Origin of the sequence: Enterobacter sp. BIDMC 26, from assembly GCF_000534435.1 — a bacterium.
Taxonomy (GTDB): domain Bacteria; phylum Pseudomonadota; class Gammaproteobacteria; order Enterobacterales; family Enterobacteriaceae; genus Enterobacter; species Enterobacter ludwigii.
This window is the reverse complement of record NZ_KI973182.1, coordinates 4,087,011-4,112,785: the sequence shown is the minus strand read 5'-3', so window position 1 is coordinate 4,112,785 and position 25,775 is coordinate 4,087,011. Positions and strand designations below refer to the sequence as shown.

Annotated in this window: 21 protein-coding genes, 1 tRNA gene and 2 pseudogenes; 13 read left to right on the top strand and 11 right to left on the bottom strand. The window is 55.5% G+C overall.

Translation table 11 applies throughout. The features are described from left to right. Positions 1–226: 226 nt before the first annotated feature. From gmk to recG, 5 genes are read left to right on the top strand one after another with little or no spacing between them, the layout of a single operon-like run. The gene (gene gmk, locus L462_RS04140) at positions 227–850 is read left to right on the top strand and encodes a guanylate kinase (protein WP_014168044.1); all 624 of its coding nucleotides are present in this window, start codon (positions 227–229) and stop codon (positions 848–850) included. Positions 851–904: 54 nt separating this feature from the next. After that, positions 905–1,180 (top strand): DNA-directed RNA polymerase subunit omega, encoded by a 276-nt coding sequence (rpoZ, locus tag L462_RS04145; RefSeq protein WP_000135058.1) that lies wholly within the window; start codon positions 905–907, stop codon positions 1,178–1,180. A gap of 19 nt (positions 1,181–1,199) precedes the next feature. Then, positions 1,200–3,314: a bifunctional GTP diphosphokinase/guanosine-3',5'-bis pyrophosphate 3'-pyrophosphohydrolase gene (gene spoT, locus L462_RS04150; RefSeq protein ID WP_014168043.1), complete on the top strand. Its 2,115-nt coding sequence runs from the start codon at positions 1,200–1,202 to the stop codon at positions 3,312–3,314. A gap of 4 nt (positions 3,315–3,318) precedes the next feature. Continuing rightward, positions 3,319–4,008 carry a tRNA (guanosine(18)-2'-O)-methyltransferase TrmH gene (trmH, locus tag L462_RS04155; protein WP_014168042.1) on the top strand — a complete coding sequence of 230 codons (690 nt, stop codon included), beginning with the start codon at positions 3,319–3,321 and terminating at the stop codon, positions 4,006–4,008. A gap of 3 nt (positions 4,009–4,011) precedes the next feature. Then, positions 4,012–6,093 (top strand): ATP-dependent DNA helicase RecG, encoded by a 2,082-nt coding sequence (gene recG / locus L462_RS04160; protein ID WP_014168041.1) that lies wholly within the window; start codon positions 4,012–4,014, stop codon positions 6,091–6,093. A gap of 2 nt (positions 6,094–6,095) precedes the next feature. Here recG and gltS read toward each other — a convergent pair whose 3' ends face one another. Further along, on the bottom strand, positions 6,096–7,298 hold the full coding sequence (gltS, locus tag L462_RS04165; RefSeq protein WP_014168040.1) for a sodium/glutamate symporter: 1,203 nt from the start codon (positions 7,296–7,298) through the stop codon (positions 6,096–6,098). Positions 7,299–7,523: 225 nt separating this feature from the next. Between gltS and xanP the strand changes: the two genes are divergently transcribed. Both xanP and L462_RS04175 read left to right on the top strand, forming a co-directional pair. Next, positions 7,524–8,915: a xanthine/proton symporter XanP gene (xanP, locus tag L462_RS04170; RefSeq protein WP_032679316.1), complete on the top strand. Its 1,392-nt coding sequence runs from the start codon at positions 7,524–7,526 to the stop codon at positions 8,913–8,915. A 119-nt stretch (positions 8,916–9,034) separates the two neighbouring features. Further along, positions 9,035–10,738 carry an AsmA family protein gene (locus tag L462_RS04175; RefSeq protein ID WP_032679315.1) on the top strand — a complete coding sequence of 568 codons (1,704 nt, stop codon included), beginning with the start codon at positions 9,035–9,037 and terminating at the stop codon, positions 10,736–10,738. 59 nt (positions 10,739–10,797) lie between these two features. Here the strand turns inward: L462_RS04175 and yicI are convergent, their stop codons facing one another. Beyond that, positions 10,798–13,116, bottom strand: a complete 2,319-nt coding sequence (gene yicI, locus L462_RS04180; protein ID WP_032679314.1) for an alpha-xylosidase — start codon at positions 13,114–13,116, stop codon at positions 10,798–10,800. Between the two features lie 12 nt (positions 13,117–13,128). After that, positions 13,129–14,520 carry a glycoside-pentoside-hexuronide family transporter gene (locus L462_RS04185; protein WP_020882700.1) on the bottom strand — a complete coding sequence of 464 codons (1,392 nt, stop codon included), beginning with the start codon at positions 14,518–14,520 and terminating at the stop codon, positions 13,129–13,131. Between the two features lie 287 nt (positions 14,521–14,807). Here L462_RS04185 and L462_RS04190 point away from each other — a divergent pair. Beyond that, positions 14,808–14,902: transfer RNA gene (locus L462_RS04190), tRNA-Sec, on the top strand. Positions 14,903–15,224: 322 nt separating this feature from the next. On the opposite strand, the gene L462_RS04195 is transcribed toward L462_RS04190, so the two are convergent. Beyond that, the gene (locus L462_RS04195; RefSeq protein ID WP_032679313.1) at positions 15,225–15,662 is read right to left on the bottom strand and encodes a GNAT family N-acetyltransferase; all 438 of its coding nucleotides are present in this window, start codon (positions 15,660–15,662) and stop codon (positions 15,225–15,227) included. A 61-nt stretch (positions 15,663–15,723) separates the two neighbouring features. Here L462_RS04195 and L462_RS25225 point away from each other — a divergent pair, with 61 nt between their 5' ends. Beyond that, a complete protein-coding gene (locus L462_RS25225; RefSeq protein WP_155964449.1) occupies positions 15,724–15,879 on the top strand; it encodes a hypothetical protein in 156 nt (51 codons plus the stop codon). An 85-nt stretch (positions 15,880–15,964) separates the two neighbouring features. Here L462_RS25225 and L462_RS04200 read toward each other — a convergent pair whose 3' ends face one another. Both L462_RS04200 and L462_RS04205 read right to left on the bottom strand, forming a co-directional pair. Continuing rightward, positions 15,965–17,002, bottom strand: coding sequence for a class I SAM-dependent methyltransferase (locus tag L462_RS04200; RefSeq protein WP_025206501.1), 1,038 nt, complete (start codon positions 17,000–17,002; stop codon positions 15,965–15,967). A gap of 77 nt (positions 17,003–17,079) precedes the next feature. Next, positions 17,080–17,604, bottom strand: a complete 525-nt coding sequence (locus L462_RS04205) for a lipocalin family protein (RefSeq protein ID WP_020882704.1) — start codon at positions 17,602–17,604, stop codon at positions 17,080–17,082. Between the two features lie 117 nt (positions 17,605–17,721). On the opposite strand from L462_RS04205, the gene L462_RS04210 reads away from it, so the two are divergent. From L462_RS04210 to L462_RS04225, 4 genes are all read left to right on the top strand, one after another. Further along, a complete protein-coding gene (locus L462_RS04210; protein WP_014168030.1) occupies positions 17,722–18,447 on the top strand; it encodes a MerR family transcriptional regulator in 726 nt (241 codons plus the stop codon). A 99-nt stretch (positions 18,448–18,546) separates the two neighbouring features. Continuing rightward, positions 18,547–18,957 carry a hydroxyisourate hydrolase gene (gene uraH, locus L462_RS04215; protein WP_032679312.1) on the top strand — a complete coding sequence of 137 codons (411 nt, stop codon included), beginning with the start codon at positions 18,547–18,549 and terminating at the stop codon, positions 18,955–18,957. 102 nt (positions 18,958–19,059) lie between these two features. After that, positions 19,060–20,019: a YbgA family protein gene (locus L462_RS04220; protein WP_020882705.1), complete on the top strand. Its 960-nt coding sequence runs from the start codon at positions 19,060–19,062 to the stop codon at positions 20,017–20,019. Between the two features lie 148 nt (positions 20,020–20,167). After that, positions 20,168–21,256 carry an AAA family ATPase gene (locus L462_RS04225; protein ID WP_032679311.1) on the top strand — a complete coding sequence of 363 codons (1,089 nt, stop codon included), beginning with the start codon at positions 20,168–20,170 and terminating at the stop codon, positions 21,254–21,256. A gap of 528 nt (positions 21,257–21,784) precedes the next feature. Here L462_RS04225 and L462_RS25710 read toward each other — a convergent pair. The 5 genes and pseudogenes from L462_RS25710 to L462_RS04250 all read right to left on the bottom strand — a co-directional run. Then, positions 21,785–22,660: pseudogene (locus tag L462_RS25710) on the bottom strand (VENN motif pre-toxin domain-containing protein); the annotation flags it as partial. Then, positions 22,638–23,003, bottom strand: a pseudogene (locus L462_RS25795) (hypothetical protein); the annotation flags it as partial. The pseudogenes L462_RS25795 and L462_RS25710, both read right to left, overlap by 23 nt. Positions 23,004–23,008: 5 nt before the next feature. After that, positions 23,009–23,962 carry a GlxA family transcriptional regulator gene (locus L462_RS25705; RefSeq protein ID WP_032679309.1) on the bottom strand — a complete coding sequence of 318 codons (954 nt, stop codon included), beginning with the start codon at positions 23,960–23,962 and terminating at the stop codon, positions 23,009–23,011. 26 nt (positions 23,963–23,988) lie between these two features. Beyond that, a complete protein-coding gene (locus tag L462_RS04245) occupies positions 23,989–24,768 on the bottom strand; it encodes an MBL fold metallo-hydrolase (RefSeq protein ID WP_032679308.1) in 780 nt (259 codons plus the stop codon). Between the two features lie 94 nt (positions 24,769–24,862). Further along, the gene (locus L462_RS04250; protein WP_020882709.1) at positions 24,863–25,750 is read right to left on the bottom strand and encodes a LysR family transcriptional regulator; all 888 of its coding nucleotides are present in this window, start codon (positions 25,748–25,750) and stop codon (positions 24,863–24,865) included. Positions 25,751–25,775: the final 25 nt, after the last annotated feature.

The window sequence follows — 25,775 nt, the reverse complement described above, 5'->3', positions numbered from 1 at the left end:
AGGTATAACCCGACGCGGAAAACCGTGCTAATGGCCATCTTTCACTCTGCGAGGCGTTGTCAGACGTTTATTTTTATTGCTGCAAAACAGCTGTAAAACCTGAAAACGGCGCGCAAAATTCAATAATGCAGGGGAAAAAGTGTGACAAAGGCTACGTCACACAGCGGCGACGTGTATAATAAGCCCGTATGTAGGACTTCTTCGTTAACACATACAAAAGACTCTCATGGCTCAAGGCACGCTTTATATTGTTTCTGCCCCTAGTGGCGCGGGTAAATCCAGCCTTATTCAGGCACTGTTAAAAACCCAACCGCTGTACGACACACAGGTTTCTGTTTCTCACACCACGCGTAAACCGCGTCCGGGTGAAGTGCACGGTGAACACTATTTCTTTGTTGATCACGATGAATTCAGAGCGATGATTGGCAGAGACGCGTTTCTTGAACACGCAGAAGTTTTCGGTAACTACTACGGCACTTCGCGTGAAACCATTGAGCAGGTTCTGGCCACGGGCGTAAATGTGTTCCTGGATATCGACTGGCAGGGCGCACAGCAGATTCGCAAGAAAATGCCTGATTCACGCAGTATCTTTATTTTACCGCCATCGAAAGATGAGCTGGATCGCCGACTGCGTGGCCGCGGTCAGGACAGCGAGGAAGTGATCGCCCGGCGTATGGAGCAGGCAGTTGCAGAAATGAGCCATTACGCGGAATATGATTACCTTATTGTGAATGATGATTTTGATGCCGCGCTGAGCGATCTCAAAACCATTCTTCGCGCAGAACGCTTGCGTATGAGCCGCCAGAAGCAGCGACATGACGCATTAATCACCAAACTGTTGGCAGACTGAACCCACTTTCAGTATCATGCCCAGTCATTTCTTCACCTGTGGAGCATTTTAAGTATGGCACGCGTAACTGTTCAGGACGCTGTAGAGAAAATTGGTAACCGTTTTGACCTGGTGCTGGTCGCCGCGCGTCGCGCTCGTCAGATGCAGGTAGGCGGTAAAGATCCGCTGGTACCGGAAGAAAACGATAAAACTACCGTTATTGCACTTCGCGAAATCGAAGAAGGTCTGATCAACAATCAGATCCTCGACGTACGTGAGCGCCAGGAGCAGCAAGAGCAGGAAGCCGCAGAACTGCAGGCCGTAACCGCCATTGCTGAAGGTCGTCGTTAATTAAACCTGCGGGTCGCCCTTGTATCTGTTTGAAAGCCTGAATCAACTGATTCAAACTTACCTGCCTGAAGACCAGATTAAGCGTCTTCAGCAGGCGTATCTCGTTGCACGTGACGCTCACGAGGGCCAGGCACGTTCAAGCGGTGAACCCTATATCACGCACCCGGTAGCGGTGGCCTGTATTCTGGCCGAGATGAAACTCGACTACGAAACGCTGATGGCTGCCCTGCTGCATGATGTGATCGAAGATACCCCTGCCACCTACCAGGATATGGAACAGCTGTTTGGCAAAAGCGTTGCCGAGCTGGTGGAAGGGGTCTCTAAGCTTGATAAGCTGAAATTCCGCGACAAGAAAGAGGCGCAAGCCGAAAACTTTCGCAAGATGATTATGGCGATGGTGCAGGATATCCGCGTCATTCTTATCAAACTTGCTGACCGTACCCACAATATGCGCACGCTGGGCTCACTTCGCCCGGACAAACGTCGCCGCATTGCCCGTGAAACCCTCGAAATCTACAGTCCGCTGGCGCACCGTTTAGGTATCCACCACATTAAAACCGAGCTGGAAGAGCTGGGTTTTGAAGCGTTATACCCGAACCGCTATCGCGTGATTAAAGAGGTGGTGAAAGCCGCACGCGGCAACCGTAAAGAGATGATTCAAAAGATCCTCTCTGAAATTGAAGGACGTTTACAGGAAGCGGGAATTCCGTGCCGCGTCAGCGGTCGCGAAAAACATCTGTACTCCATCTACTGCAAAATGGTGCTCAAAGAGCAGCGTTTTCATTCGATCATGGATATCTACGCGTTCCGCGTGATCGTCCACGACTCTGATACCTGCTACCGCGTGCTGGGCCAGATGCACAGCCTGTACAAACCGCGTCCAGGGCGCATGAAAGATTACATCGCCATTCCAAAAGCGAACGGCTATCAATCTTTGCACACCTCGATGATCGGTCCACACGGCGTGCCTGTTGAAGTGCAGATCCGCACCGAAGACATGGACCAGATGGCGGAGATGGGTGTGGCTGCACACTGGGCTTATAAAGAGCACGGTGGTGAAAGCAGTACAACCGCACAAATCCGCGCCCAGCGCTGGATGCAAAGCCTGCTGGAGCTGCAGCAGAGTGCGGGTAGCTCGTTTGAATTTATCGAGAGCGTTAAATCCGATCTCTTCCCGGATGAGATTTACGTTTTCACCCCAGAAGGCCGCATTGTCGAACTACCTGCAGGCGCTACGCCGGTCGACTTTGCTTACGCCGTGCATACCGATATCGGCCACGCCTGCGTGGGCGCGCGCGTCGACAGGCAGCCTTATCCGCTCTCTCAGCCGCTTTCCAGCGGCCAGACGGTGGAAATTATTACCGCACCGGGCGCACGTCCGAACGCGGCCTGGCTGAACTTTGTCGTGAGTTCCAAAGCACGCGCCAAAATCCGCCAGTTGCTTAAAAACCTCAAGCGCGATGATTCTGTCAGCCTGGGGCGTCGTCTGCTCAACCATGCGTTGGGTGGTAGCCGTAAGCTGGCTGAGATCCCGAAAGAGAACATTCAGCGTGAGCTGGAGCGCATGAAGCTCGCCTCGCTTGATGACCTGCTGGCAGAAATCGGCCTCGGCAACGCCATGAGCGTGGTCGTGGCGAAGAACCTGCAGCAGGGTGATACCACGGCGATCCCGACGACGACGCAAAGCCACGGTCATCTGCCGATCAAAGGCGCGGACGGCGTACTTATCACCTTCGCGAAATGTTGCCGTCCTATCCCGGGTGACCCGATTATTGCGCACGTCAGTCCGGGTAAAGGGCTGGTTATCCACCACGAATCCTGTCGTAACATCCGCGGCTATCAAAAAGAGGCGGAGAAGTTCATGGCAGTCGAGTGGGATAAAGAGACGGCACAGGAATTTATCACCGAAATTAAGGTGGATATGTTCAACCACCAGGGTGCCCTGGCGAACCTGACGGCAGCAATCAATACGGCCTCTTCCAACATTCAGAGCCTGAACACGGAAGAGAAAGATGGCCGCGTCTACAGCGCCTTTATTCGTCTGACCGCCCGTGACCGCGTGCATCTGGCGAACATTATGCGCAAGATCCGCGTGATGCCGGACGTGATTAAAGTCACCCGTAACCGAAACTAGACTTATGAATTCAAAACGTTACGAGCGTATCTGCGAAATGCTCGCCAGGCGTCAGCCTGACCTGACGGTCTGCATGGAGCAGGTCCACAAACCTCATAACGTCTCTGCAATTGTCCGTACCGCAGACGCCGTAGGCGTGCATGAAGTGCACGCCGTCTGGCCGGGTGCTCGCATGCGAACCATGGCTTCAACTGCCGCAGGCAGTAACAGCTGGGTGTCTGTCAAAACCCACCAGACTATTGGCGAAGCCGTATCGCACCTGAAAGGTCGCGGTATGCAGGTCCTGGCCACTAACCTGTCCGCAAAAGCCGTCGATTTTCGTGAGATCGACTACACCCGCCCGACCTGTATTTTGATGGGTCAGGAGAAAACCGGGATCACCCAGGAAGCGCTGGATCTGGCGGATCAGGATATCATCATCCCCATGATCGGCATGGTGCAGTCTCTCAATGTCTCCGTGGCCTCTGCGCTCATTCTCTATGAAGCGCAGCGCCAGCGTCAGAACGCGGGTATGTACAAGCGCAGCAACAGCATGCTGCCGGAAGAGGAGCAGCAGCGCCTGCTGTTCGAAGGTGGTTACCCGGTGCTGGCTCGCGTCGCGAAACAGAAAAAACTGCCGTACCCCCACGTCAACGCGCAGGGCGAAATTGAAGCCGATGCCGAGTGGTGGGCCACCATGCAGTACGCAGGATAACCGATGAAAGGCCGTCTGCTGGATGCCATACCGCTCAATAGCCTGACGGGCGTAGGTGCGGCGCAAAGCAGTAAACTGGCAAAAATTGGCCTGCACACCGTGCAGGATCTCCTGCTCCATCTCCCCCTGCGTTATGAAGACCGCACCCAACTCTATAAGATTGGCGATCTGCTGCCTGCCATTTACGCCACCGTTGAAGGCGAAGTACTGAACTGCAATATCACCTTTGGCGGACGCCGGATGATGACCTGTCAGATCAGCGACGGCACCGGCATTCTCACCCTGCGCTTTTTCAACTTCAATGCGGCCATGAAAAACAGCCTTGCGACCGGCCGCAGGGTGCTGGCCTATGGTGAAGCCAAACGCGGGAAATACGGCGCAGAGATGATCCACCCGGAGTATCGCGTTCAGGGAGATCTGAGCACGCCGGAGCTGCAGGAGACCCTGACCCCGGTTTATCCGACGACCGAAGGCATCAAGCAGGCAACGCTGCGTAAACTCACCGACCAGGCACTGGAACTGCTGGATACCTGCGCCATTACCGAGCTACTGCCGCCTGAGCTGGCTCAGGGCATGATGAGTCTGCCCGAGGCGCTGCGCACCCTGCACCGCCCGCCGCCAACCCTGCAGCTTAGCGACCTGGAAAGCGGCAAACACCCCGCTCAACGGCGTCTTATCCTTGAGGAATTACTGGCTCATAACCTGAGCATGCTGGCGGTACGGGCGGGCGCGCAGCGTTTTCATGCCCAGCCCTTAAGCCCGCGAGATGAACTCAAAGATAAGCTGCTGGCCTCACTGCCGTTTAAACCCACCGGTGCACAGGCACGCGTCACGGCCGAGATTGAACGCGATATGGCGCTTGATGTGCCCATGATGCGCCTGGTTCAGGGGGATGTGGGTTCCGGTAAAACGCTGGTTGCAGCCCTGGCTGCCCTGCGCGCGATTGCCCATGGCAGGCAGGTGGCGCTAATGGCCCCCACTGAACTGCTGGCTGAACAGCACGCTAATAACTTCCGCGCGTGGTTTGCCCCGCTTGGGATTGAAGTGGGCTGGCTTGCCGGGAAGCAAAAAGGTAAAGCGCGTCAGGCACAACAGGACGCCATTGCCAGCGGTCAGGTACAGATGATTGTCGGCACGCACGCGATTTTCCAGGAGCAGGTGCAGTTTAATGGTCTTGCCCTGGTGATTATCGACGAACAACACCGCTTCGGCGTACACCAGCGTCTGGCGCTGTGGGAGAAAGGGCTGCAGCAGGGCTTCCACCCGCATCAGCTGATCATGACTGCCACACCTATCCCGCGCACCCTGGCAATGACCGCCTACGCCGATCTCGATACATCGACCATCGACGAACTGCCGCCGGGCCGTACACCGGTCACCACGGTCGCCATTCCGGACACACGCCGCAGCGATATCATCGACCGCGTGCGCAACGCCTGCACTCACGAAGGCCGTCAGGCCTACTGGGTCTGCACGTTAATTGAAGAGTCTGAACTGCTTGAAGCGCAGGCTGCGGAAGCGACGTGGGAAGAGCTGAAGCTGGCGCTGCCCGAGCTGAACGTGGGTCTGGTTCACGGGCGGATGAAGCCTACTGAGAAACAGGCGGTGATGCAGTCGTTCAAACAGGGTGAACTGCATTTGCTGGTTGCCACAACGGTGATTGAAGTCGGCGTAGACGTGCCCAATTCCAGCCTGATGATCATCGAAAACCCGGAGCGTCTTGGCCTTGCGCAACTCCATCAGCTGCGCGGCCGCGTTGGCCGCGGTGCTGTCGCCTCTCACTGCGTGCTGCTTTACAAAGCACCGCTCTCGAAAACCGCACAGATGCGTTTGCAGGTGCTGCGCGACAGTAACGACGGTTTTGTGATTGCACAAAAAGACCTGGAGATCCGCGGCCCAGGCGAACTGCTGGGCACGCGTCAGACGGGTAACGCCGAATTCAAAGTGGCGGATTTACTGCGCGATCAGGCCATGATCCCCGAAGTTCAGCGCCTTGCACGCCATATTCATGAGCGCTACCCCGAACAGGCGGCAGCGTTAATTGAGCGCTGGATGCCGGAAACCGAACGCTATTCAAACGCCTGATCTCAGGCAAACATCGGCAGCATCAGGTAAAGCTTGATCACCAGCGCGTTGACGATATCAATGAAGAACGCCCCGACCATCGGGACCACCAGAAACGCCATATGCGAAGGCCCAAAACGTTCGGTGATCGCCTGCATGTTGGCGATAGCCGTCGGCGTTGCCCCCAGACCAAACCCACAATGCCCGGCCGCCAGCACTGCTGCATCGTAGTTTTTGCCCATCATGCGCCAGGTCACAAACATGGCGTAGAACGCCATAAACAGCGCCTGAACGGCCAGAATAGCCACCATCGGCAGCGCCAGCGAGGCCAGCTCCCAGAGCTTGAGGCTCATCAGGGCCATCGCCAGGAACAGTGACAGGCAGACGTTGCCAAGCACCGATACGGCACGTTCAAATACGCGGTAGAAGCCCATCAGCGCCAGACCGTTACTCAGCAGCACCCCAACAAACAGCACACACACAAACGTCGGGAGCTCGAACGCTGAACCTGCCAGCCATTGCGCAACCACTTTGCCCACCGTCAGGCAGATGGCAATCATCGCGATAGTTTCAATCAACACCAGCGAAGTGATGGTGCGTCCGACGTCGGGTTTTTCAAAGGCAGTGGGCACCAGCTCATCGTCCGGTCTTCCGTCTGGCGTACCAGAGTGCTTCACCAGATACCGCGCCACCGGCCCACCGATCAGGCCGCCCAGCACCAGACCGAAGGTGGCGCAGGCCATCGCCACTTCGGTGGCGTTTTCAAAGCCGTAGCGCTCAGTAAACAGCTTGCTCCACGCCGCCCCGGTACCGTGGCCACCAGAGAGGGTGATTGATCCGGCCAGCAGCCCCATCAGCGGATCCAGGCCCAACAGCGTGGCCATCCCGATACCAATGGCGTTTTGCATCACTAGCAGCCCTACCACCACGATCAGAAATACGCCGAGCACTTTACCACCCGTCCGCAGGCTCGCCAGGTTGGCATTCAGGCCAATGGTGGCAAAGAAGGCCAGCATCAGCGGATCTTTCAGGGACATATCAAAATCAATTTCCCAGCCCATGCTTTTCTTCAGCACCAGCAGGGCCAGCGCCACCAGCAGTCCGCCGGCAACAGGTTCAGGAATGGTGTATTTCTTCAGAAGGGAAACGCTGTGTACGAGCTTACGGCCAAGCAGTAAGACCAGCGTTGCGGCAACAAGGGTCGACAACGTATCGAGATGAATCATAAAAGGCTCCTGTTATGCGCGTGTTCCATACACACGCGGCGTTATCCTGGGCCGGCTTGCGCTCGTCATGAGCCGCCGGCGCAAAAAGTGTAATTTTTTTTCCCCATGGGTTGTAGAAAACCTGCTCACAGCGGCAGATTTTCTTGTCTTTTTTTGTTGGCAATCGTTTGCTTTTACCAGGTGGTCAGATAAAATGCCCGCTTTTCCACCGTGGGATTGCCGCCGATGTCCGTTAACACCCTTGAGTCTCCCGATGCGCAACCGATTGCGCAGAAGCAAAATAGCGAACTGATTTACCGCCTTGAAGACCGTCCGCCTCTTCCTCAGACGCTTTTTGCCGCCTGCCAACACCTGCTGGCTATGTTCGTTGCGGTGATCACCCCGGCGCTGCTGATCTGCCAGGCGCTTGGTTTACCGGCTCAGGATACACAGCACATCATCAGTATGTCCCTCTTTGCCTCCGGCGTGGCGTCCATTATTCAAATTAAAGCGTGGGGCCCGGTGGGGTCTGGATTGTTGTCGATCCAGGGCACCAGTTTTAACTTCGTCGCACCGCTGATCATGGGCGGTACAGCCCTCAAAACCGGCGGTGCGGATGTTCCGACCATGATGGCGGCGCTGTTTGGCACGCTGATGCTGGCCAGCTGCACCGAGATGGTGATCTCCCGGGTACTGCACCTGGCGCGTCGCGTGATCACGCCGCTGGTATCCGGCGTGGTGGTGATGATCATTGGCCTGTCGCTGATTCAGGTTGGCCTGACCTCCATCGGTGGCGGTTATGCGGCAATGAGCGACCACACTTTTGGTGCACCGAAAAACCTGCTGCTGGCCGGCGTGGTACTGGCAATCATTATTCTGCTTAACCGTCAGCGTAACCCGTATCTGCGTGTGGCATCGCTGGTGATCGCCATGGCGGCAGGTTATCTGCTGGCCTGGGCGCTGGGTATGCTGCCGGAGAACACCCCGCAGACCAACAGTGCGCTGATCACCATTCCAACGCCGCTGTACTACGGCCTGGGCATAGACTGGGGTCTGCTGCTGCCGCTGATGCTGGTCTTTATGATCACCTCGCTGGAGACGATTGGCGATATCACCGCCACGTCTGATGTCTCCGAGCAGCCGGTCTCCGGCCCGCTGTATATGAAACGCCTGAAAGGCGGCGTGCTGGCGAACGGCCTGAACTCGTTTGTCTCTGCGGTCTTCAACACCTTCCCGAACTCCTGCTTCGGCCAGAACAACGGCGTGATCCAGCTGACTGGCGTTGCCAGCCGCTACGTCGGTTTTGTGGTGGCGCTGATGCTGATCGTCCTCGGCCTGTTCCCGGCGGTAAGCGGTTTTGTGCAGCATATACCTGAACCGGTGCTGGGCGGCGCAACGCTGGTGATGTTCGGGACCATCGCGGCTTCCGGTGTACGTATCGTCTCCCGCGAACCGCTGAACCGCCGCGCCATCATGATCATTGCCCTGTCGCTGGCCGTGGGTCTGGGTGTTTCACAGCAACCGCTAATCCTGCAGTTTGCCCCGGACTGGGTGAAAAACCTGCTCTCTTCCGGCATTGCGGCAGGCGGTATCACCGCGATTGTTCTGAACCTCGTTTTCCCGCCTGAGAAAAATTGATCGCCCTTACGGCAGGCTGTCAACGCCTGCCGTGACATCTCTTTACACCATTCCCGCCTTGAGCATTGCGCATAAATCGTGCATAACTCCCTTATGTGCGTTTCGCGGGATGGAAGACCATGAAATTTATTGGAAAGGTACTCGTCTATCTTCTGGTGGCCCTGCTCATTGTGGTGCTGGCGCTCTATATTCTGCTCCAGACCCGCTGGGGAGCATCTCAGGCCAGCAACTGGATAACGGTGAATACCGATTACGAACTCAATTTCGACCTGATGGATCACCGCTTTTCGTCACCTTCCCACATCATTCTGGAAAACGTCACGTTTGGCCGCGACGGTAAACCCGCTACGCTGGTGGCCAGGAAAGTCGATATTGGTCTGAGTAGCCGACAGGTCACCGATCCGCTGCACATGGACACCATTACCCTGTTCGATGGCACGCTTAATCTTTCTCCTCAGACGGCACCGCTCCCGTTCCAGGCAGACCGTTTGCAGTTGAACAACATGGCCTTTAACAGCCCCAATACGGAATGGGATCTCAGCGCACAGAAAGTGACGGGCGGCGTCAGCCCGTGGCAGCCAGAAGCAGGCAATGTGCTGGGTAAAAACGCACAGATCCAGGTGAGCGCAGGCTCGCTTACCCTGAATGGCGTGCCGGCCACCAACGTGCTGATCCAGGGACAACTCAACGGCAAAGAGGTGGTGCTGAACACCATTGGTGCCGATATGGCGCGCGGTTCGCTCACCGGGTCCGCCCTGCGCAACGCTGACGGCAGCTGGATTATCGACACTATGCGTCTGAATGAGATCCGCCTGCAAAGCGATAAGTCACTGGTGGATTTCTTCGCGCCTCTGACCACCATTCCCTCGCTGCAGATTGGCCGTCTGGAAGTGACTGACGCACGCCTGCAGGGGCCGGACTGGGCGGTGACCGATCTCGATTTAAGCCTGCGCAACCTGACACTCAGCAAAGGCGACTGGCAAAGTCAGGAGGGGCGTTTGTCCATGAACGCCAGCGAGTTTATTTATGGCTCTCTGCATCTGTTCGACCCGATCATGAATGCGGAGTTCTCCCCGCAAGGCGTGGCGCTGCGCCAGTTTACCTCCCGCTGGGAGGGCGGCATGGTACGTGCTTCCGGCAACTGGCTGCGCGAGGGTAACGCGCTGGTGCTGGATGATGTTGCCATCGCCGGGCTGGAATACACCCTGCCACAGAACTGGAAAACGCTGTGGATGGAGCCGTTACCGGAATGGCTTAACAGCCTGACGCTGAAAAAATTCGGCCTGAGCCGCAACCTGGTTATCGATATCGACCCGGCCTTCCCGTGGCAAATCACCTCTCTTGATGGCTATGGTGCGAACCTGCAGCTGGCGAAAGATCGCCAGTGGGGCGTATGGGGTGGCAGTGCAACGCTGAACGGCGCGGCGGCGACCTTTAACCGCGTGGACGTGCGTCGTCCGTCGCTGGCGCTGAACGCTAACGCCTCAACGGTAAACATTACCGACCTGAGTGCTTTCACCGAAAAAGGCATTCTGGAAGCCACGGCGACGGTTTCACAGCTTCCGCCACGGCAGACCACAATCAGCCTGAACGGACGCGGCGTGCCGCTCAACGTGCTGCAGGCGTGGGGCTGGCCGGCGCTGCCCATTGGCGGTGATGGCAATATCCAGCTAACCGCCAGCGGCAGCGTGCAGGCCAACGCACCGCTGAAGCCGACGGTTAACGGGAAACTGAATGCGGTAAATATGGATAAACAGCAGGTGCAACAGACGATGACGGGGGGAGAGGTGTCGACACTATCCTCGCCCCGGCCCTCTCCCTGAAAGGAAGAAGGAGCAAACCCTTCCCTCCCCCGTTGGGGAGAGGGTTAGGGTGAGGAAAATTAAAGGTGTACCACCACCTCATTACCCTCCGCTTTCACCACCACGCCCCACTCGCTCCCGGCCTCTGAGCCGCCTTTTACACCACTCAGTTTCTGCACGTTGCGCAAGCAGACCGACCAGTTTCGCGCGTCACCTGTGCCGGTAATGGTCACGGTGTCGCCGCTGCGTGTGGCTTTCAGCGTAAATGCCACAGAACCGTCCGCCGCAGGCACTTCGCTCACCGCCATCGCGCCATCGCCCAGGTTAAACAGCTGGAATGCTGTCCCTTCGTTCCAGGCGTAGTCCGGTTTCTGTTGATTGTTGCCCAACGCCAGCAGGGTGTTATCGCGCACATAGACCGGCAGGCTGCGGAAATCATGCTGCTGTTTATGCCAGCGGCTGCCCTCGATTTCATCGTTATGCCAGAGATGGGTCCAGCGCCCTTCCGGCAAATAAAACTGCACGTCACCGGCCTCAGAAAACACCGGGGCTACCATCACCGACTCCCCCAGCATGTACTGACGGTCGAGGTAATCGCATGCCGGATCGTCCGGGAACTCCAGCATCATCGCCCGCAGCATCGGTGTGCCATACTCGCGAGCCAGGGCAGCCTGGCGATAGAGATACGGCATCATCTGACATTTCAGCTGAGTGAAGTGACGCACCACATCACAGGACTCATCATCGTACGCCCACGGTACGCGATAAGATTTGCTGCCATGCAGGCGGCTGTGGCTGGATAACAGCCCAAACGCGCACCAGCGTTTGTAGACATGTGCCGGCGCGGTATTCTCAAATCCACCGATGTCATGGCTCCAGAAGCCAAAGCCGGACAGACCAATCGACAGCCCGCCGCGCAGGCTTTCCGCCATCGACTCGTAGTTGGCGTAACAGTCGCCACCCCAGTGCACCGGGAATTGTTGCGCACCTACCGACGCCGAGCGGGCAAACAGCACCGCCTCATCCGCGCCCACCGTTTCTTTCAGTACGTTCCACACCAGTTCGTTATATAGGTATGCGTAGTGGTTGTGCATCTTCTGCGGATCGGAACCGTCAAACCACTGGACGTCCGTCGGGATGCGCTCGCCAAAGTCGGTCTTAAAGCAGTCGACGCCAATATCCACCAGGCCTTTCAGCTTGTCGGCATACCACCGACACGCGTCCGGGTTAGTGAAGTCATAAATCGCGAGGCCCGGCTGCCATTTGTCCCACTGCCACAGGGAACCGTCCGGGCGCTTGAGCAGGTAGCCCTTCTCTTTCAGTTCGCGAAATACCGGCGACTTCTGGCCGATGTACGGGTTAATCCACACGCAAACCTTCAGCCCTTTCTCCTTCAGGCGGCGGATCATCCCTTCCGGATCCGGGAAGGTCACCGGGTCCCACTCAAAATCACACCACTGGAAGGCCTTCATCCAGAAGCAGTCGAAGTGGAAGACATGCAGCGGCAGGTCGCGCTCCGCCATGCCATCAATAAAGCTGTTCACCGTGGCTTCATCGTAGTTGGTGGTGAACGACGTGGTCAGCCACAGGCCGAAGGACCACGCCGGGGGCAGTGCCGGACGCCCGGTGAAGCGCGTATAACGGTTCAGGACCTCTTTTGGCGTCGGGCCGTCGATCACGAAGTACTCCAGATACTCCCCTTCGACGCTGAACTGCACTTTGGAGACTTTCTCCGAACCCACTTCGAACGAGACGTTTTCCGGGTGGTTCACCAGCACCCCGTAGCCGCGGTTGGTCAGATAGAACGGGATATTTTTGTATGACTGCTCGGTACTGGTGCCGCCGTCGCGGTTCCAGGTCTCGACCGTCTGGCCGTTACGCACCAGCGCGGTAAAGCGCTCGCCGAGGCCGTAGACCGTTTCACCTACGCCCAGATCCAGACGCTCAAAAACATAATGACGATCGGTACGGGTATCCTGCACGTAACCGTTGTTTTTCAGCTGACTGCCGGTAATACGCTGTCCGTTGCGCAGAAAATCCAGCGCCCAGCACTCGCCTTTGGTGACGCGTACGCTGAGGTGACCGCTTTTCAGCTCAGCAAATTCGGCATTGTTTTCAATCTCAACATTCACCTCTTTGATGACATTCAGAGGATAGTGCGGACCGTTGTTCAGCGCGCCCTGGAAGTGCTCGATACGCACGCCGACAATCCCTTCCTGCGGGGAGAAAAGACGGACGGTGAACATCAGGGTATCAAGCTGCCAGGTACGTTCTCGTACATCACGCGGCGCCACGTATACCACAAGGTCATTGCCCTGCAGCTCTACATCGAACACCTGAACCGGGCAGGTGACGTTCAGGCCCGGTTGAATGAGCCAGTTTCCATCACTGATTTTCATACTCTCGTCCTCTTAGTTCTGTAATTCTTTACTGACCGGCAGGTTGTCAAACTCCTGCTGATTGCGGCGCGCGCCGTGTGCCAGCTCGCTCATGATTTTGGTCAGGAAAGGCGTTTTCAGGGTGTAGTAGCGTTTGGCGATGATGGCGCTCAGCACGTAGCAGACCGCCGGGGCCAGGGTGAACAGGCCGATAATGATGCTGATGGTCGCGCTGTTCTGGGTTTTAGCTGCGGCGTCATAACCACCTCCTGCCAGCATCCAGCCGATCATCGCCCCGCCCAGCGCCAGGCCGAGTTTCAGCACAAACAGCGTGCCCGCGAAGCTGATGCCGGTAAGACGTTTGCCGTTGGTCCATTCGCCGTAGTCGACGGTATCGGACATCATGACCCACTGGATCGGCGTCACCAGCTGATGCAACACCCCAATCACAAAGATGAAGGTGAACATCACCACCGTGGCATGCATGGGAACGAAGAACATCGCCACGCTGACCACTGCCAGGGCGGCGTTAGTCCACCAGAAGATGCTGACCTTGCATTTCCAGTCGGTGAGCGGTTTCGCCAGCGCAGAGCCAATCAGGTTCCCGACACAGTAGGTGGTGAGGAACGCGACAAAGATTTCCGGCGAGCCCATGATCCAGGTGCAGTAGTACATCATCGCGCCACCACGCACGCAGACGGCGAGGATATTGAGAATGGTCAGCACACCAACAATACGCCACTGGTCGTTGTGCCAGATATCTCGCAGGTCTTCACGCATGGAGGTGGTGCTCGGCGGCACCTGGATGCGCTCTTTGGTGGTGAAGAAGCAGAACGCCAGCATCAGGAACGCGACCACCGACAGCACGGCGATCCCGCCCTGGAAACCGAACGCTTTGTCATCGCCACCAATCAGGTTAACCAGCGGCATCATCAGTACCGTCGAGAGCATGCCGCCCGCGGTCGCCAGCACAAAGCGCCAGGACTGCAGGGAAATACGCTGCGTCGGGTCGTTGGTGATCACACCGCCCAGCGCGCAATAAGGAATGTTAACCACGGTATAGAGCAGCGTCAGCAGCGTGTAGGTAATGGCGGCATAGATCATTTTGCCGTTGAGGCTGAGGTCCGGCGTGGTGTAGGCCAGCACGCAGACAATGCCGAACGGGATAGCACCGAACAGTATCCACGGCCGGAATTTACCCCAGCGGCTGCGGGTACGGTCGGCGATCAGGCCCATGCACGGGTCCGAAATCGCATCCAGCGCACGTGCCAGCAGGAACATCGTGCCGACAAACCCGGCAGGAATGCCGAAGATATCGGTATAGAAAAACATCATGTACAACATAACGTTATCGAAAATGATGTGGCTGGCGGCGTCACCCATGCCGTAGCCAATCTTCTCTTTTACTGACAATACGTCGCTCATTTTTTTATCCTTCACGCTGTAGGGGGCGCTGAGACCGGTTACAGATTTTTAAACCATTGTTTCAGGAGCGGGTATTGCGTTTTCTGGTTAGCTGGTTACGTTTCTTGTTTTTTGTGATCGCGGTAAATATTGACGAGCACGAAATGCTAACCTGAGGATTTTCTTAGGAATTAACTGAAACAGGGGTGTTAAGGTCAAAAGAGAGGTGAAAAAAGTGTGCCGGGGTATGTGGTAAATGCCTGAAAGTAGCTATAATGCGCCCCGCCTCCATGTAGCAATGCAGGCGCGGAAGATCGTCATCTCCGGTGAGGTGGCTGGACTTCAAATCCAGTTGGGGACGCCAGCGTTCCCGGGCAGGTTCGACTCCTGTGATCTTCCGCCAAAATTCTTTGAAGAGATTATTCTCATATTTGTTCCACCATTAAACCCAAATAATAATTAAATCTATTCACTAAAATTTTTTATGTGACTCTTCTGCTTTTCAGTAATTCTTAAGTCATCCTTTTTAGTTTTCTCACCCACAAATATTCGGGCATTAAACTTTACCCATGTGTTTCAACTAATTAATTACCTTGATATTTATTTGTTCGGTTATATTATGGATATCATAATAGCCTAACTTTAATCGTAAGGTATAATTCCTGAACGGCAAAACGCGTTTCATTTCATATCTAACGAGTAGGATATCTGCGCTAAGTTAGCATTCACTCACCCAACCGCATATGCAACAACGGAAACGCATTCCCCTGTCCGTCGCGTTCTGAGCGCCCCACCGGCACAAACCCCATATGCTGATAAAACGCAACACCCTGCGGGTTTTGCTCGTTTACATCCACTTCATTCGCACCAAAATGCGCAATGGCATAGTTCAGCAGTAATTTACCCACACCCTTCCCCCGGCACGCATCATCCACAAACAGCATTTCAATGCGGTTTTCATCGACGCCTAAAAAGCCATGAATAACACCCGCTTCATCACGGGCAATCATAACCTTGAGATTGGGCAGATAGGCATTGAGCAATAACGGGCGCAGGGTCGCAATATCGCTTTCCTGTAAAAAGTGATGGGTGGCACGAACGGAAGACTCCCAGATCGCGACCAGGCGTTCGAAGTGTGAGGGGTGTGCGGTTTCGATTTTCATGAGGGGATCATTATAGAGCGCAGCGATTAAATCAAGTATCCAGAAGCATGGAGGCAATAAAATGAAGACCTTAAATGAAGTAATAAACTCTCGAACCTGTGAAAGTCGAGAGCGTATCAAGGAAGTGGCCCGGAAGTTGGTTCAGGAGACTGGTCAGCAGATAGAGCATGAAAAGCAAGAATCCCCAACAGACATTGAGAATAAAGAAACCAGCTAATCCTTCGTGGTAGTTGTTCGGGTAAACCGAACAACTGAGGAACAGTAAATATTGTAGCGCCCTGTCCCCCCTCACCCTAGCTCTCTCACTCAGGGAGAGGGAACTGACCGTGCGGTTTGTCATCCCCCACCTTAATCTCCATCACCGCATACACCCCGTCTTTCGGGACCACCACGGTGACATTTTCCACCGGCACGCCTGCCGCGATATGAATATCCTGCAGCTGCCGGAGCGTCCGCGGGTAAATATCCTCCCAGCCGATACAGCGCAAAATAAAATCGATTTGTGGGCTGCTGGCCAGCATATTCGAGACAATCACCGCCCCGCCGGGCTTTATCAGCCGCAGCGCACGCTGGAGAAAAATCACCGCATCGGCATCGTTGAAATAGTCGAAAATCCCCAGCGCATCCACCAGTTCGGCCTGATGCTCGCCCAGCTCATGCAGTAAATCTTCGTTACGCACCAGCGTATGGAGCAAGTTGCGCCTGAGCAGGGTCAGCTGTTCACCCACGATAATGCCTTCCTGCGCCGCCATGGTTTCGGCCCAACTGAGCGCCACAGGGTCTTTATCCACCAGCGTCAGATACACCTGCTGGCCGTCGAGCTTCGCCTCGCGCAGCGCCTCCAGCACGGGAATTGCAGCCCCGCTCGCCAGGCTCACCCAATTGTTATCGTTCCCGTTGCGGATGTATTTATCCACCATCGCAGCCAGTACTTTTGCACGGGAGCGCACACCAATGGCATCGTTCGCATGGATAAACCACTGGCGGCTGTCGCTGTCCATTCGGGTTCCGTCTGGCAGGCGCTCCTCCAGCGGGTTTTGCACCACAAAAAGCGCCAGCGCAGAGGGAACCAGCCGGGTACGCCACGCGGTGAGCGCCGGACGATTGCGGTAGGCTTGCCCGGAATAACGGTTCTGTGGGACAAGCACGGCCTGTCCCCCCTCTTCGTATTCAATCAACGGAGGACGAAGCGCCGGGTCGGCTTTCAACGCCCGATTAATCGAATTGATCTCACGGGCAGTGTCGTCCTTCATCGGCCACTGGTCGCTAATATCCGGAAATGACGCACTGAAAATGGTCATATTTTCCGGTGCGTCGCCGCGAAAAGGCTGCCAGTTCATGTCGTCGTCTCCCGTTGAGCTTTTAACGGAAGTCTATCCAGGCGAGCCAGTAAAACCCTACGAAGAAAGCACGATCTTCACTGCTTAACCCACACCAGCTGATCAACCTTGAAGCCCAGACTGCGTGCGGTATTCAGGTAGTCCTGCTTCACGGCATCCGGAATCGTCGGCGTACGAGACAGGATCCACAGATAGTCGCGGTTCGGCCCGCTCACCAGCGCATACTGGTACTTATCGTCCAGCTTGATCACGTTATAGCCGCCGTAGAAGGGGCCGAAGAACGACACCTTCAGCGCTGCCGTCGTCGGTTCGCCGGTAAAGTACGCTTTGCCTTCACTCTCATTCCACTTGTTTTTGACCGGGTCGAAACCCCGGTTAAGCACGCTGATGCCACCGTCGCTGCGCTCGCCGTAGGTGGCGGTCACCTGCTCCAGCCCGCGTTCGAAGCGGTTTTCCAGGCGGGCAACTTCATACCACTTGCCGAGATAGCGGCTGGCTTCAAAATTTGAAATGGGCTTTACGCCTTTCGGTGGCGTAGGGGATTTGCAGGCCACCAGAGTCAGGGCAATGGCGACACCCGTCACAACAGGCCATAGTTTCATGAGAATTCCTTTCATTTGCACGGTTGGAAGTAAAGTGTAGTGCACCGTTACGGCGCTTCATCCCGTGAGGGAAAATTCGTAGTATATTGAGAGTATTCCTCCACTCTGGACACGGACATGGCTTACTCCATCGGCGAATTCGCCAGACTCAGCGGGATCACCGCCACGACGCTGCGGGCATGGCAGCGTCGCTATGGTTTACTGAAGCCACAGCGCACGGAGGGCGGCCATCGCCAGTACAGTGATGAGGACGTTCAGCAGGCACTGAAAATCCTCGACTGGGTGAAAAAAGGCGTGCCCATCGGCCAGGTCAAACCGCTACTGGAACGCCCCGTCCCGCGCCGGACCAACAACTGGCAAACGTTGCTTGAGACCATGCTGCAACGCCTGCAGGACGGGAAAATTGAGTCCCTGCGCCAGATGATTTACGACGCCGGCCGCGAATACCCCAGGCCAGAGCTGGTTGCAAATGTGCTGCGTCCGTTGCGCAGCCAGATGTCAGCCAACATCCCTGCCGCCATGACCCTGCGCGAGATCCTCGACGGCATTATCATCGCCTATGCCTCGTTCTGCCTTGAAGGCGACAAAAAAGCGCCGGGTGATAACATCCTGCTTAGTGGCTGGTACCTGAATGACCCGTGTGAAATCTGGCTCGAGGCCCTGACGCGTACCGGACAAGGGCACCGTATCGATATTTTGCCTACCCCCTCCACGTCACTGGCGCCTGAGATTTTCCCCGAGCGCAAATGGCTTCTGGTGACCAGCGGTAAACTGACCGCCGCACGGAAAAAGCAGGTGGCGCAGTGGCAGCAGCAGGTATCCCTTGAAGTGATTATCCTCTGATTATTTTCTCCTGCGGTAAACTTCACGAAAAGTTGAATATTTTTCCGTCCCGCAAATGCTAACGTTTTCCTGTGACTGACAACCCCACAGGAAAACACAATGAAAAAAATAACCCCTCTGCTGATGCTGGCCGCCATGGCCTTTACCCCTGCCGCGTTTAGCGCCCCTGCCGGCACCCTGAGCGTACATATTCTCGACCAGCAAACCGGGATGCCGCCATCTGACGTTACCGTCACGCTGGAGAAGCAGCAGCAGAACACATGGACCCAGATTGCCAGCGGCAAAACCGACCACGACGGACGTATCAAATCACTCTATCCGCAGGATCAGGACATGCAGCCAGGCGTGTATAAAGTGACCTTTAAAACCGCTGATTACTTCCACGGCAAAAAGCTGGACACCTTCTTCCCGGAGATCCCAGTGCTATTTACCGTGACCCGAACCAACGAGAAACTTCACATCCCGCTTCTGCTGAGCCAGTATGGCTACTCGACCTACAAGGGCAGTTAAGAAACATTGATTTTAAAGGATAATAAAAAATAACTCCGCCAATACTTGGACAAATTACTCATGTTGTGTAAGTTTTAGATATACGAACTGGAGACACACACCATGACAATGAAACCTGTAATCGGTATTAGCGGATGTTTGACCGGTTCCGCCGTTCGCTTCGACGGCGGACATAAGCGTATGGGCTTTGTCATGGACGAACTGGCCCAGTGGGTGAATTTCAGGCCCGTCTGCCCTGAGATGGCCATCGGCTTGCCGACGCCACGCCCTGCACTGCGTCTTATAGTGACGGACAGCGGTGAAACCCAGATGCGTTTTAGCCACGCCCCGCACGAAGACGTTACGCAAAAGATGGCTGACTTTACGGCAGATTATCTGCCTAAAATCGGCGATCTGGCAGGTTTTATCGTCTGTGCAAAATCCCCCAGCTGCGGCATGGAACGCGTGCGGCTGTATGATGAAAACGGCAACCGGGGCCGCAAGGAGGGTGTCGGGCTGTTCACTGCCACCCTCCTTGAAACCCTGCCGTGGTTACCCGTGGAAGAAGATGGCCGCCTGCACGATCCGGTGTTGCGGGAAAACTTTGTTGAGCGTGTTTTCGCGCTTCATGAACTGAACACACTGCGCGCCCAGGGTCTGACGCGCCGTGCGCTATTGGACTTCCACAGCCGCTACAAACTTCAGCTGCTGGCGCACCATCAGGCGGGTTATCGTGAAATCGGCCCGTTCGTTGCCACGCTGCACGAGTGGGAAGATCTGGACGCCTTCTTTGTGGCGTACCGCGAAAAGCTGATGACCATCCTGAAAAAACCGGCTTCGCGGAAGAACCACACCAACGTGCTGATGCATATTCAGGGGTATTTCCGTAACCAGCTCAACAGCCGTCAGCGCGGCGAACTTCGCGACGTGATCCTGCACTACCGTAACGGGCAGTTGCCCATCCTCGCGCCGATCACGCTGCTGAAGCACTACCTGGCCGAATACCCTGACCGGTATCTGATGACGCAAAACTACTTTGATCCCTATCCTGATGATTTGGGTCTGCGTCTGGCAGTCAAGTGATCATAAAAATGCGAAGGCCCCATTGACCCTCAGAGGCCCAAAGCAGTACCCCGTTTAGACGACACCCTCACTGTCGTCTCTTTTTTTGCATTTAACCTTAAAGACTGTAATTATATACAGGCCTACAGTGCAAAAAAGGAGCCTGCCTGTGATCAAAAGCCTGCACATCCAAAACTACCGCTCGATTCGCGACATGTCGCTGGAGCTGGAAGCGCTCAATATCGTCTTCGGCCCCAACGGTACCGGGAAATCGAATATCTACAAGGCGATACACCTGATGCACAGCGCGGCGCAGGGGCAGTTCTCCCAGGCGCTGGCAAATGAAGGCGGTATTCTGAAGGTGTTCTGGGCAGGTAAGACCCGTAGCGACCAGCTCCGGCGGATGAACCTCGCGGTGGAAACGGACACTTACGAGTACGAGCTGCAGGTGGGCTTTGTCGAGCAGCTGCCCTATCCCTCCCAGTTTCAGCTCGATCCGGTCATTAAAGAAGAGTCCATCTGGCTTACCGGTCAGCGCCGTCGCCCTTCATCACAGCTGATGAAGCGCAGGAATCAGGCGGTATTTCTCAACAACGTGCACCACGAAAAAGTGACTCACAGCGGCACGCTGTATGAAAACGAATCGGTGTTCGGGCAGCTCGGCGAACCGCATCTCTACCCGGAAGTGTCGCAGATGCGCGAGTCCCTGCGTAACTGGCGCTTTTATCATGAATTTTCCGTCTCGTCCGGCTCGGCGATGCGTGCCCCGCAGGTCGGTTTCCGCTCCCCGGTACTGGCCAGCGACGGCGCCAACCTGGCGGCAGCATTTCAGACCATTGTCGAAATTGGCGATGAAATGTTGCTGATGCGCATTCTTGATCAGGCCTTCCCCGGCTGCGAGTTTTACAGCGACAACACCGGCGGCCGCTTTCGCATGATGATGCAGCGCGAGGGGCTGAACAGGCCGCTGGAACCGGCGGAGTTTTCCGACGGCACGCTGCGCTTCCTGTGCCTGGCGGTAGCGCTGTTAAGCCCGCGCCCACCGGCCTTTATCGCGTTGAACGAACCGGAAAACAGCCTGCACCCGCAGATGCTGCCCGCGCTGGCGAGCTTAATCGCCGAGGCCAGCCGCTACTCACAAATTTGGCTCACCAGCCACTCGCCGGAACTGGCGAATTTGATTGAGAAACAGCGGTCGTTTTCATTGTATGAGCTGTCGATGGCGGAGGGAGAGACGAGGGTGGAGAGGCTCGGGTAGTTTTTTGTCTTCTTGCTTCATCAAATTGAGTGATTAATAAGTGACAACGCCTTCGACCAACCACCAGTGAACTGCGGGGATGCGCTGAAGGGCTGAGCGTCGTCAGTATTGACCAGCCAAAGATATGTGAATGACTAAGATCCCGGTTCAGTAAGCGAGATCTTAGTTTTACTCTTTTCTCAGATATACCATATGTATTTTTATTTTTTATGGGTAATCAAGACACTGGAATGTTGTATCACAGTAATTATGCCTCAGATCCAGCCCATTATTTTTTGCTACAACTTGCCGAATTTTATCATTTTTTTAGCACGTTAGCGATCAATAACATTACTCCAGCAAAACTACCAATGTATATACTTATTTTACCTAAAAACAAAATAATACTCGGTGAAAAAGATATTGGTATTCCTTTATAAACTAAGAAAAAAACCTCTCCGCATGCATATAAAACGATCCCTGTCAGAAAAATTGAAACCATACTAAATACTATAAAAAAAACCAGAGGAAGAGTATATTTTAGTATTTTCATCTACCATCTCCTACTTGCTTCATTTTATACTCTGTATACTTACCTCCAACTTCTGAAGAAATACTACCACCAATGTCACCAATTGAGCTTGGCACATTGCTTGGTTTCATTTCTTTTGAAATACCATAATCCCCTTTTACTTCAGTAAACTGTCTTAGGTCAGTGTTAAACTTGGGATCCCAACCACCTTTCCACCAGTTCGCACCAGCGTTAACTCCCCATTTAAGGCCATTGCCAATGCCATAACCCACAACGGAACCTGCACCATTTACTAACGCACCAGATATTGGATCTTTACCTTCAAGCCAGTTTCCTAATGCACCTCCGGCCGCATTCCAGCCAACTGTTCCTCCAATACCATTTCCGGCACTGATCACATTAACCCAGCCACCAATAATAGCTGTTGTTGGGTCTATAGTTCCATCAGCTAGATAGTTGATACCAGCATTAGCACCTGCGCCTAATCCCCATAAGACCTGAGCGCTACCGGGTAAGAGAGCTACACTGCCTGTTGCAAGCGCCACCCCTACGGCATCACGTTCATTCATTGCTTTCTGACATGCGGCCCCACTCGGATTATCGGAACAGGTCGCCATATCGACGCCGTGCTGGCGTATCCACGCTGCCTGAGCCTCTTCACTACCGTCGAATAAATTATTCTCAACACTATTCTTCCCTGCACTGGCCCCGGCCGCCGCACCAGCCGTATTTCCCCCGGCCAGCCCGCCAGCTATGCCCGCTGAAACAGATGCCAGCGTACTCACGGTCTGCTTCTGCCCTTCCGTCAGCGTCGACGGGTCTGTGTCCGGATAGAGCTGTCTGGCAATCGCTGTCGCAATCAGTTCGCCGGATGCCGCCCCCACAGCGCCTGCTGTTGGTGATGCTTCCCCCCTTCAGGGTGACGTTGTTGCCCGCAATCACGCTGCCGTTATTGACGGTAACGTCCTTCGGCGACAGGTAAAGCTTCGGCACCATCACCGTTTCGCCGTTGACGGCGTCCTTCTCCCACCACAGTAAGCTGTGGTCGAGCGCAGCAATCTGATCCGCAGTCAGCGAGACGCCAAACTGCAGGCCCAGCGACTGCTGCGCCGCCGCGGCGTTATCCATCAGATCCAGATCGGAGCCGATACCGTTCAGGTAGCGGTTATCGGTCTGGTCGAGTACTACGTTGGAAACATAGCGGGTATCGAACGCCGCATCGCCGAGGAAGCAGTAATAAATTAATGACGAAGCCGAAAAGTCTTACGCCACTCTGCCGGACTCACGCCAAAATGCGCCTTAAATTGCTGGCGCCAGGTCACAGCAGAGTTAAACCCTACCAGCTCTGCCACGCTTTCAATGGGCATATTCCCGGCTTCTAACAGTATCTGGCTGCGCCGCAGGCGCTCGGTGGTCAGCCAGTCGGCCACGCTCATCCCGGTGGCTTTTACAAAATGGCGGGTAAGCGTGCGGCGGCTCATCGATACCACCTCTGCCAGCGAGTCCAGATTATGCGGTTCGGCAATGTGCTGCTGGAGATAGTCAATCAGATAATTGATTCGTCCGTCACGGGTATCTTTCGGTACCGGCTGGGCAATAAACTGTGCCTGCCCCCCCTCGCGGTGTGGCGGTACGATCATACGGCGGGCAATCTGGTTGGCGACCACGCTGCCAAAGCGCTGGCGGATGATGTACAGGCAGCAGTCAAGCGCGGCAGCAGTACCCGCAGAGGTGATGATATTGCCGTCATCGACGTAGAGCGCATTGATATCCAGCTTTACGTCCGGGAAAAGCGTCTGAAACTGATGTTCAAATTCCCAGTGCGTGGCCGCGCGTTTACCGTCGAGAATGCCCGCATAACCCAGCACAAACGACCCCAGACAAAGCCCGACGATCTCCGCCCCGTTGTCTCTGGCCTGGACCAGGCTGTCGAGAAGCGTCTGGGGCGGGCGTTGCTGGACATGCTGCCAGTAAGGCACCACGACGATATCTGCCTGGCCGATGGCGGAGAAATCGTGAGTCGCGTTAAGCGCAAACCCGTCTGTGGATGTCAGTAATCCCGGTTTTTCGGCGCAGATCAACACACTAAAGCGCTTTTCGCCGGATACCGTATCACCAAACAAAATGCAGGGAACGGAGTAGTGGAACGGGCTGAACCCGTCTACCGCAACAATCGCGACGTTGATTAGCGCCATGTATCTCTCCTTTCCCCTGGTGATGCTCAGAATATAACGGTTTCACCATCCTCGGGAATGCTCACCGCATCACCAATCAGGTTCGCGTCAACGTACTCACGCAGCGCATGGCGGGTCAACAGACAGTGGTTGATGGCCTCCATATGGGTCGCCACAATTTTCGCCTGCGGCAGCAGGAAGTGGACGTTGAGCACATCTTCCTGGCCCATGATAATCGGCCCAAACCCGATGACGTGAGCATAGCCCGCGTTAAGCACCACCACATCCGGCTGATGCTTTTGCAGGTCGGCTGCCACTTCATCACGCCAGATGGTATCCCCGACAATGTAGAGCGTCTTCTCATCAGGATGACGTAAAACCACGCCACAGGCTTCACCCAGCCGTTCCGCCAGCTCCGGCACGGCGTAAGCACGATCGGTACCGTGCTGGCCGCCGCGGGTTTTCGCGATCCGGATATCGCCAAACGCCGTCTCCTCGGTCATCACCGTCAGGTGGGTAAATCCCTGGCTGCGTAGCAGCGCGGCGTCGCTGTCGTTCTGCACAAAGACAGGTTTATCTTTGCCGATAAGTTCGACAGCGGCGCGATCCCAGTGATCGTCATGGGTATGGGTGACGATCACCGCATCCGCCTCCAGCAACGTGTTGACGTCAACGGGTAGCTCGACCATCGGGTTGCGGATTTCCGCATGCGCCGTGCCGGGGAAGCCCGGATAAGCGCCCTTCGGGGCCAGCATTGGGTCGATTAAAAAGCGTTTCCCGGCGTAGGTAATCAGCTGAGTAGCATTACGAATCTGGGTGATGTTCATGGGTATTCTCCTCATAGTGTGAAGAGGAGAATAGCCCGATGCCGCGCGTAACGATGTGGGCCACAGGGCGATGATCGATGAAATCGGGTCAACGTTATCGCATCCGCAGCGCATCCACCACCAGCGAAAAGGCCGGCGACGGCTGCTTTCGGCTCGGGTAGTAGAGATAATACCCCGGGAAGGGCAGACACCAGGGTTCCAGCACGCGAATTAACCGGCCTTCAGCAATATGATCGCCAAACTCGTCTTCGGGCAGGAAAGCAATCCCGAATCCCGCTAGGGCAGCTTCGACAATATGCCAGGAAGTATTAAAGGTCAGCTGGCCATTCACGCGCACGTTCAGATCGCCACCGTCCTGATCAAAATCCCAGACGTAAATCCCGCCGGATTTAATCATCCTCTGGTTAATACACTGGTGCTGCGTCAGCTCATGCGGCGTTTGCGGAACAGGATGACGGGCGAAGTAGTCCGGCGAGGCGACCGCGGCCATACGCAACTGCGGGCCTATCGGCAACGCGATCATGTCTTTATCGATGGTATCTCCCATACGAACGCCCGCATCAAAGCGGTCGGCAACGATATCGCGAAAACCGTGATTGGCGTCGAACTCGATGTGAATGTCGGGGTATTGCCGCAAAAGCGGCGTCAACTTAGGCAACAGGGTGCGCGATAACACATCGGGTCCACAGGTGATCCTCACCGTGCCGGCGGGCTTGTCGCGAAGTTCCGTCAACATGTCCAGCTCTGCTTCGATTTCATCGAAACGGTTGCCAATGGCGTTGAGCAAGCGTTCGCCGGCTGCGGTGGGAGAAACGCTGCGGGTGGTGCGGGTCAGCAGGCGGATCTGCATCCGGTTCTCAAGCCCGGTTATGGCCTGGCTTAACGCGGGCTGGGTCACGCCCAACTGTGCCGCGGCACGGGTAAAACTGCCCTCACGCGCCACGGTGACAAAAGCAAAAAGATCGTTCAGGTTACGCTTCATCACACCCTCATTTATAAGCCAAACT

What these genes read in the sequence shown, in the direction of transcription:
- gmk (WP_014168044.1), top strand. Translation starts at nt 227, where the DNA reads ATGGCTCAAGGCACGCTTTATATTGTTTCTGCCCCTAGTGGCGCGGGT.
- rpoZ (WP_000135058.1), top strand. Translation starts at nt 905, where the DNA reads ATGGCACGCGTAACTGTTCAGGACGCTGTAGAGAAAATTGGTAACCGT.
- trmH (WP_014168042.1), top strand. Translation starts at nt 3,319, where the DNA reads ATGAATTCAAAACGTTACGAGCGTATCTGCGAAATGCTCGCCAGGCGT.
- recG (WP_014168041.1), top strand. Translation starts at nt 4,012, where the DNA reads ATGAAAGGCCGTCTGCTGGATGCCATACCGCTCAATAGCCTGACGGGC.
- gltS (WP_014168040.1), bottom strand. Translation starts at nt 7,298, where the DNA reads ATGATTCATCTCGATACGTTGTCGACCCTTGTTGCCGCAACGCTGGTC.
- xanP (WP_032679316.1), top strand. Translation starts at nt 7,524, where the DNA reads ATGTCCGTTAACACCCTTGAGTCTCCCGATGCGCAACCGATTGCGCAG.
- L462_RS04175 (WP_032679315.1), top strand. Translation starts at nt 9,035, where the DNA reads ATGAAATTTATTGGAAAGGTACTCGTCTATCTTCTGGTGGCCCTGCTC.
- yicI (WP_032679314.1), bottom strand. Translation starts at nt 13,116, where the DNA reads ATGAAAATCAGTGATGGAAACTGGCTCATTCAACCGGGCCTGAACGTC.
- L462_RS04185 (WP_020882700.1), bottom strand. Translation starts at nt 14,520, where the DNA reads ATGAGCGACGTATTGTCAGTAAAAGAGAAGATTGGCTACGGCATGGGT.
- L462_RS04195 (WP_032679313.1), bottom strand. Translation starts at nt 15,662, where the DNA reads ATGAAAATCGAAACCGCACACCCCTCACACTTCGAACGCCTGGTCGCG.
- L462_RS25225 (WP_155964449.1), top strand. Translation starts at nt 15,724, where the DNA reads ATGAAGACCTTAAATGAAGTAATAAACTCTCGAACCTGTGAAAGTCGA.
- L462_RS04200 (WP_025206501.1), bottom strand. Translation starts at nt 17,002, where the DNA reads ATGAACTGGCAGCCTTTTCGCGGCGACGCACCGGAAAATATGACCATT.
- L462_RS04205 (WP_020882704.1), bottom strand. Translation starts at nt 17,604, where the DNA reads ATGAAACTATGGCCTGTTGTGACGGGTGTCGCCATTGCCCTGACTCTG.
- L462_RS04210 (WP_014168030.1), top strand. Translation starts at nt 17,722, where the DNA reads ATGGCTTACTCCATCGGCGAATTCGCCAGACTCAGCGGGATCACCGCC.
- uraH (WP_032679312.1), top strand. Translation starts at nt 18,547, where the DNA reads ATGAAAAAAATAACCCCTCTGCTGATGCTGGCCGCCATGGCCTTTACC.
- L462_RS04220 (WP_020882705.1), top strand. Translation starts at nt 19,060, where the DNA reads ATGACAATGAAACCTGTAATCGGTATTAGCGGATGTTTGACCGGTTCC.
- L462_RS25705 (WP_032679309.1), bottom strand. Translation starts at nt 23,962, where the DNA reads ATGGCGCTAATCAACGTCGCGATTGTTGCGGTAGACGGGTTCAGCCCG.
- L462_RS04245 (WP_032679308.1), bottom strand. Translation starts at nt 24,768, where the DNA reads ATGAACATCACCCAGATTCGTAATGCTACTCAGCTGATTACCTACGCC.
- L462_RS04250 (WP_020882709.1), bottom strand. Translation starts at nt 25,750, where the DNA reads ATGAAGCGTAACCTGAACGATCTTTTTGCTTTTGTCACCGTGGCGCGT.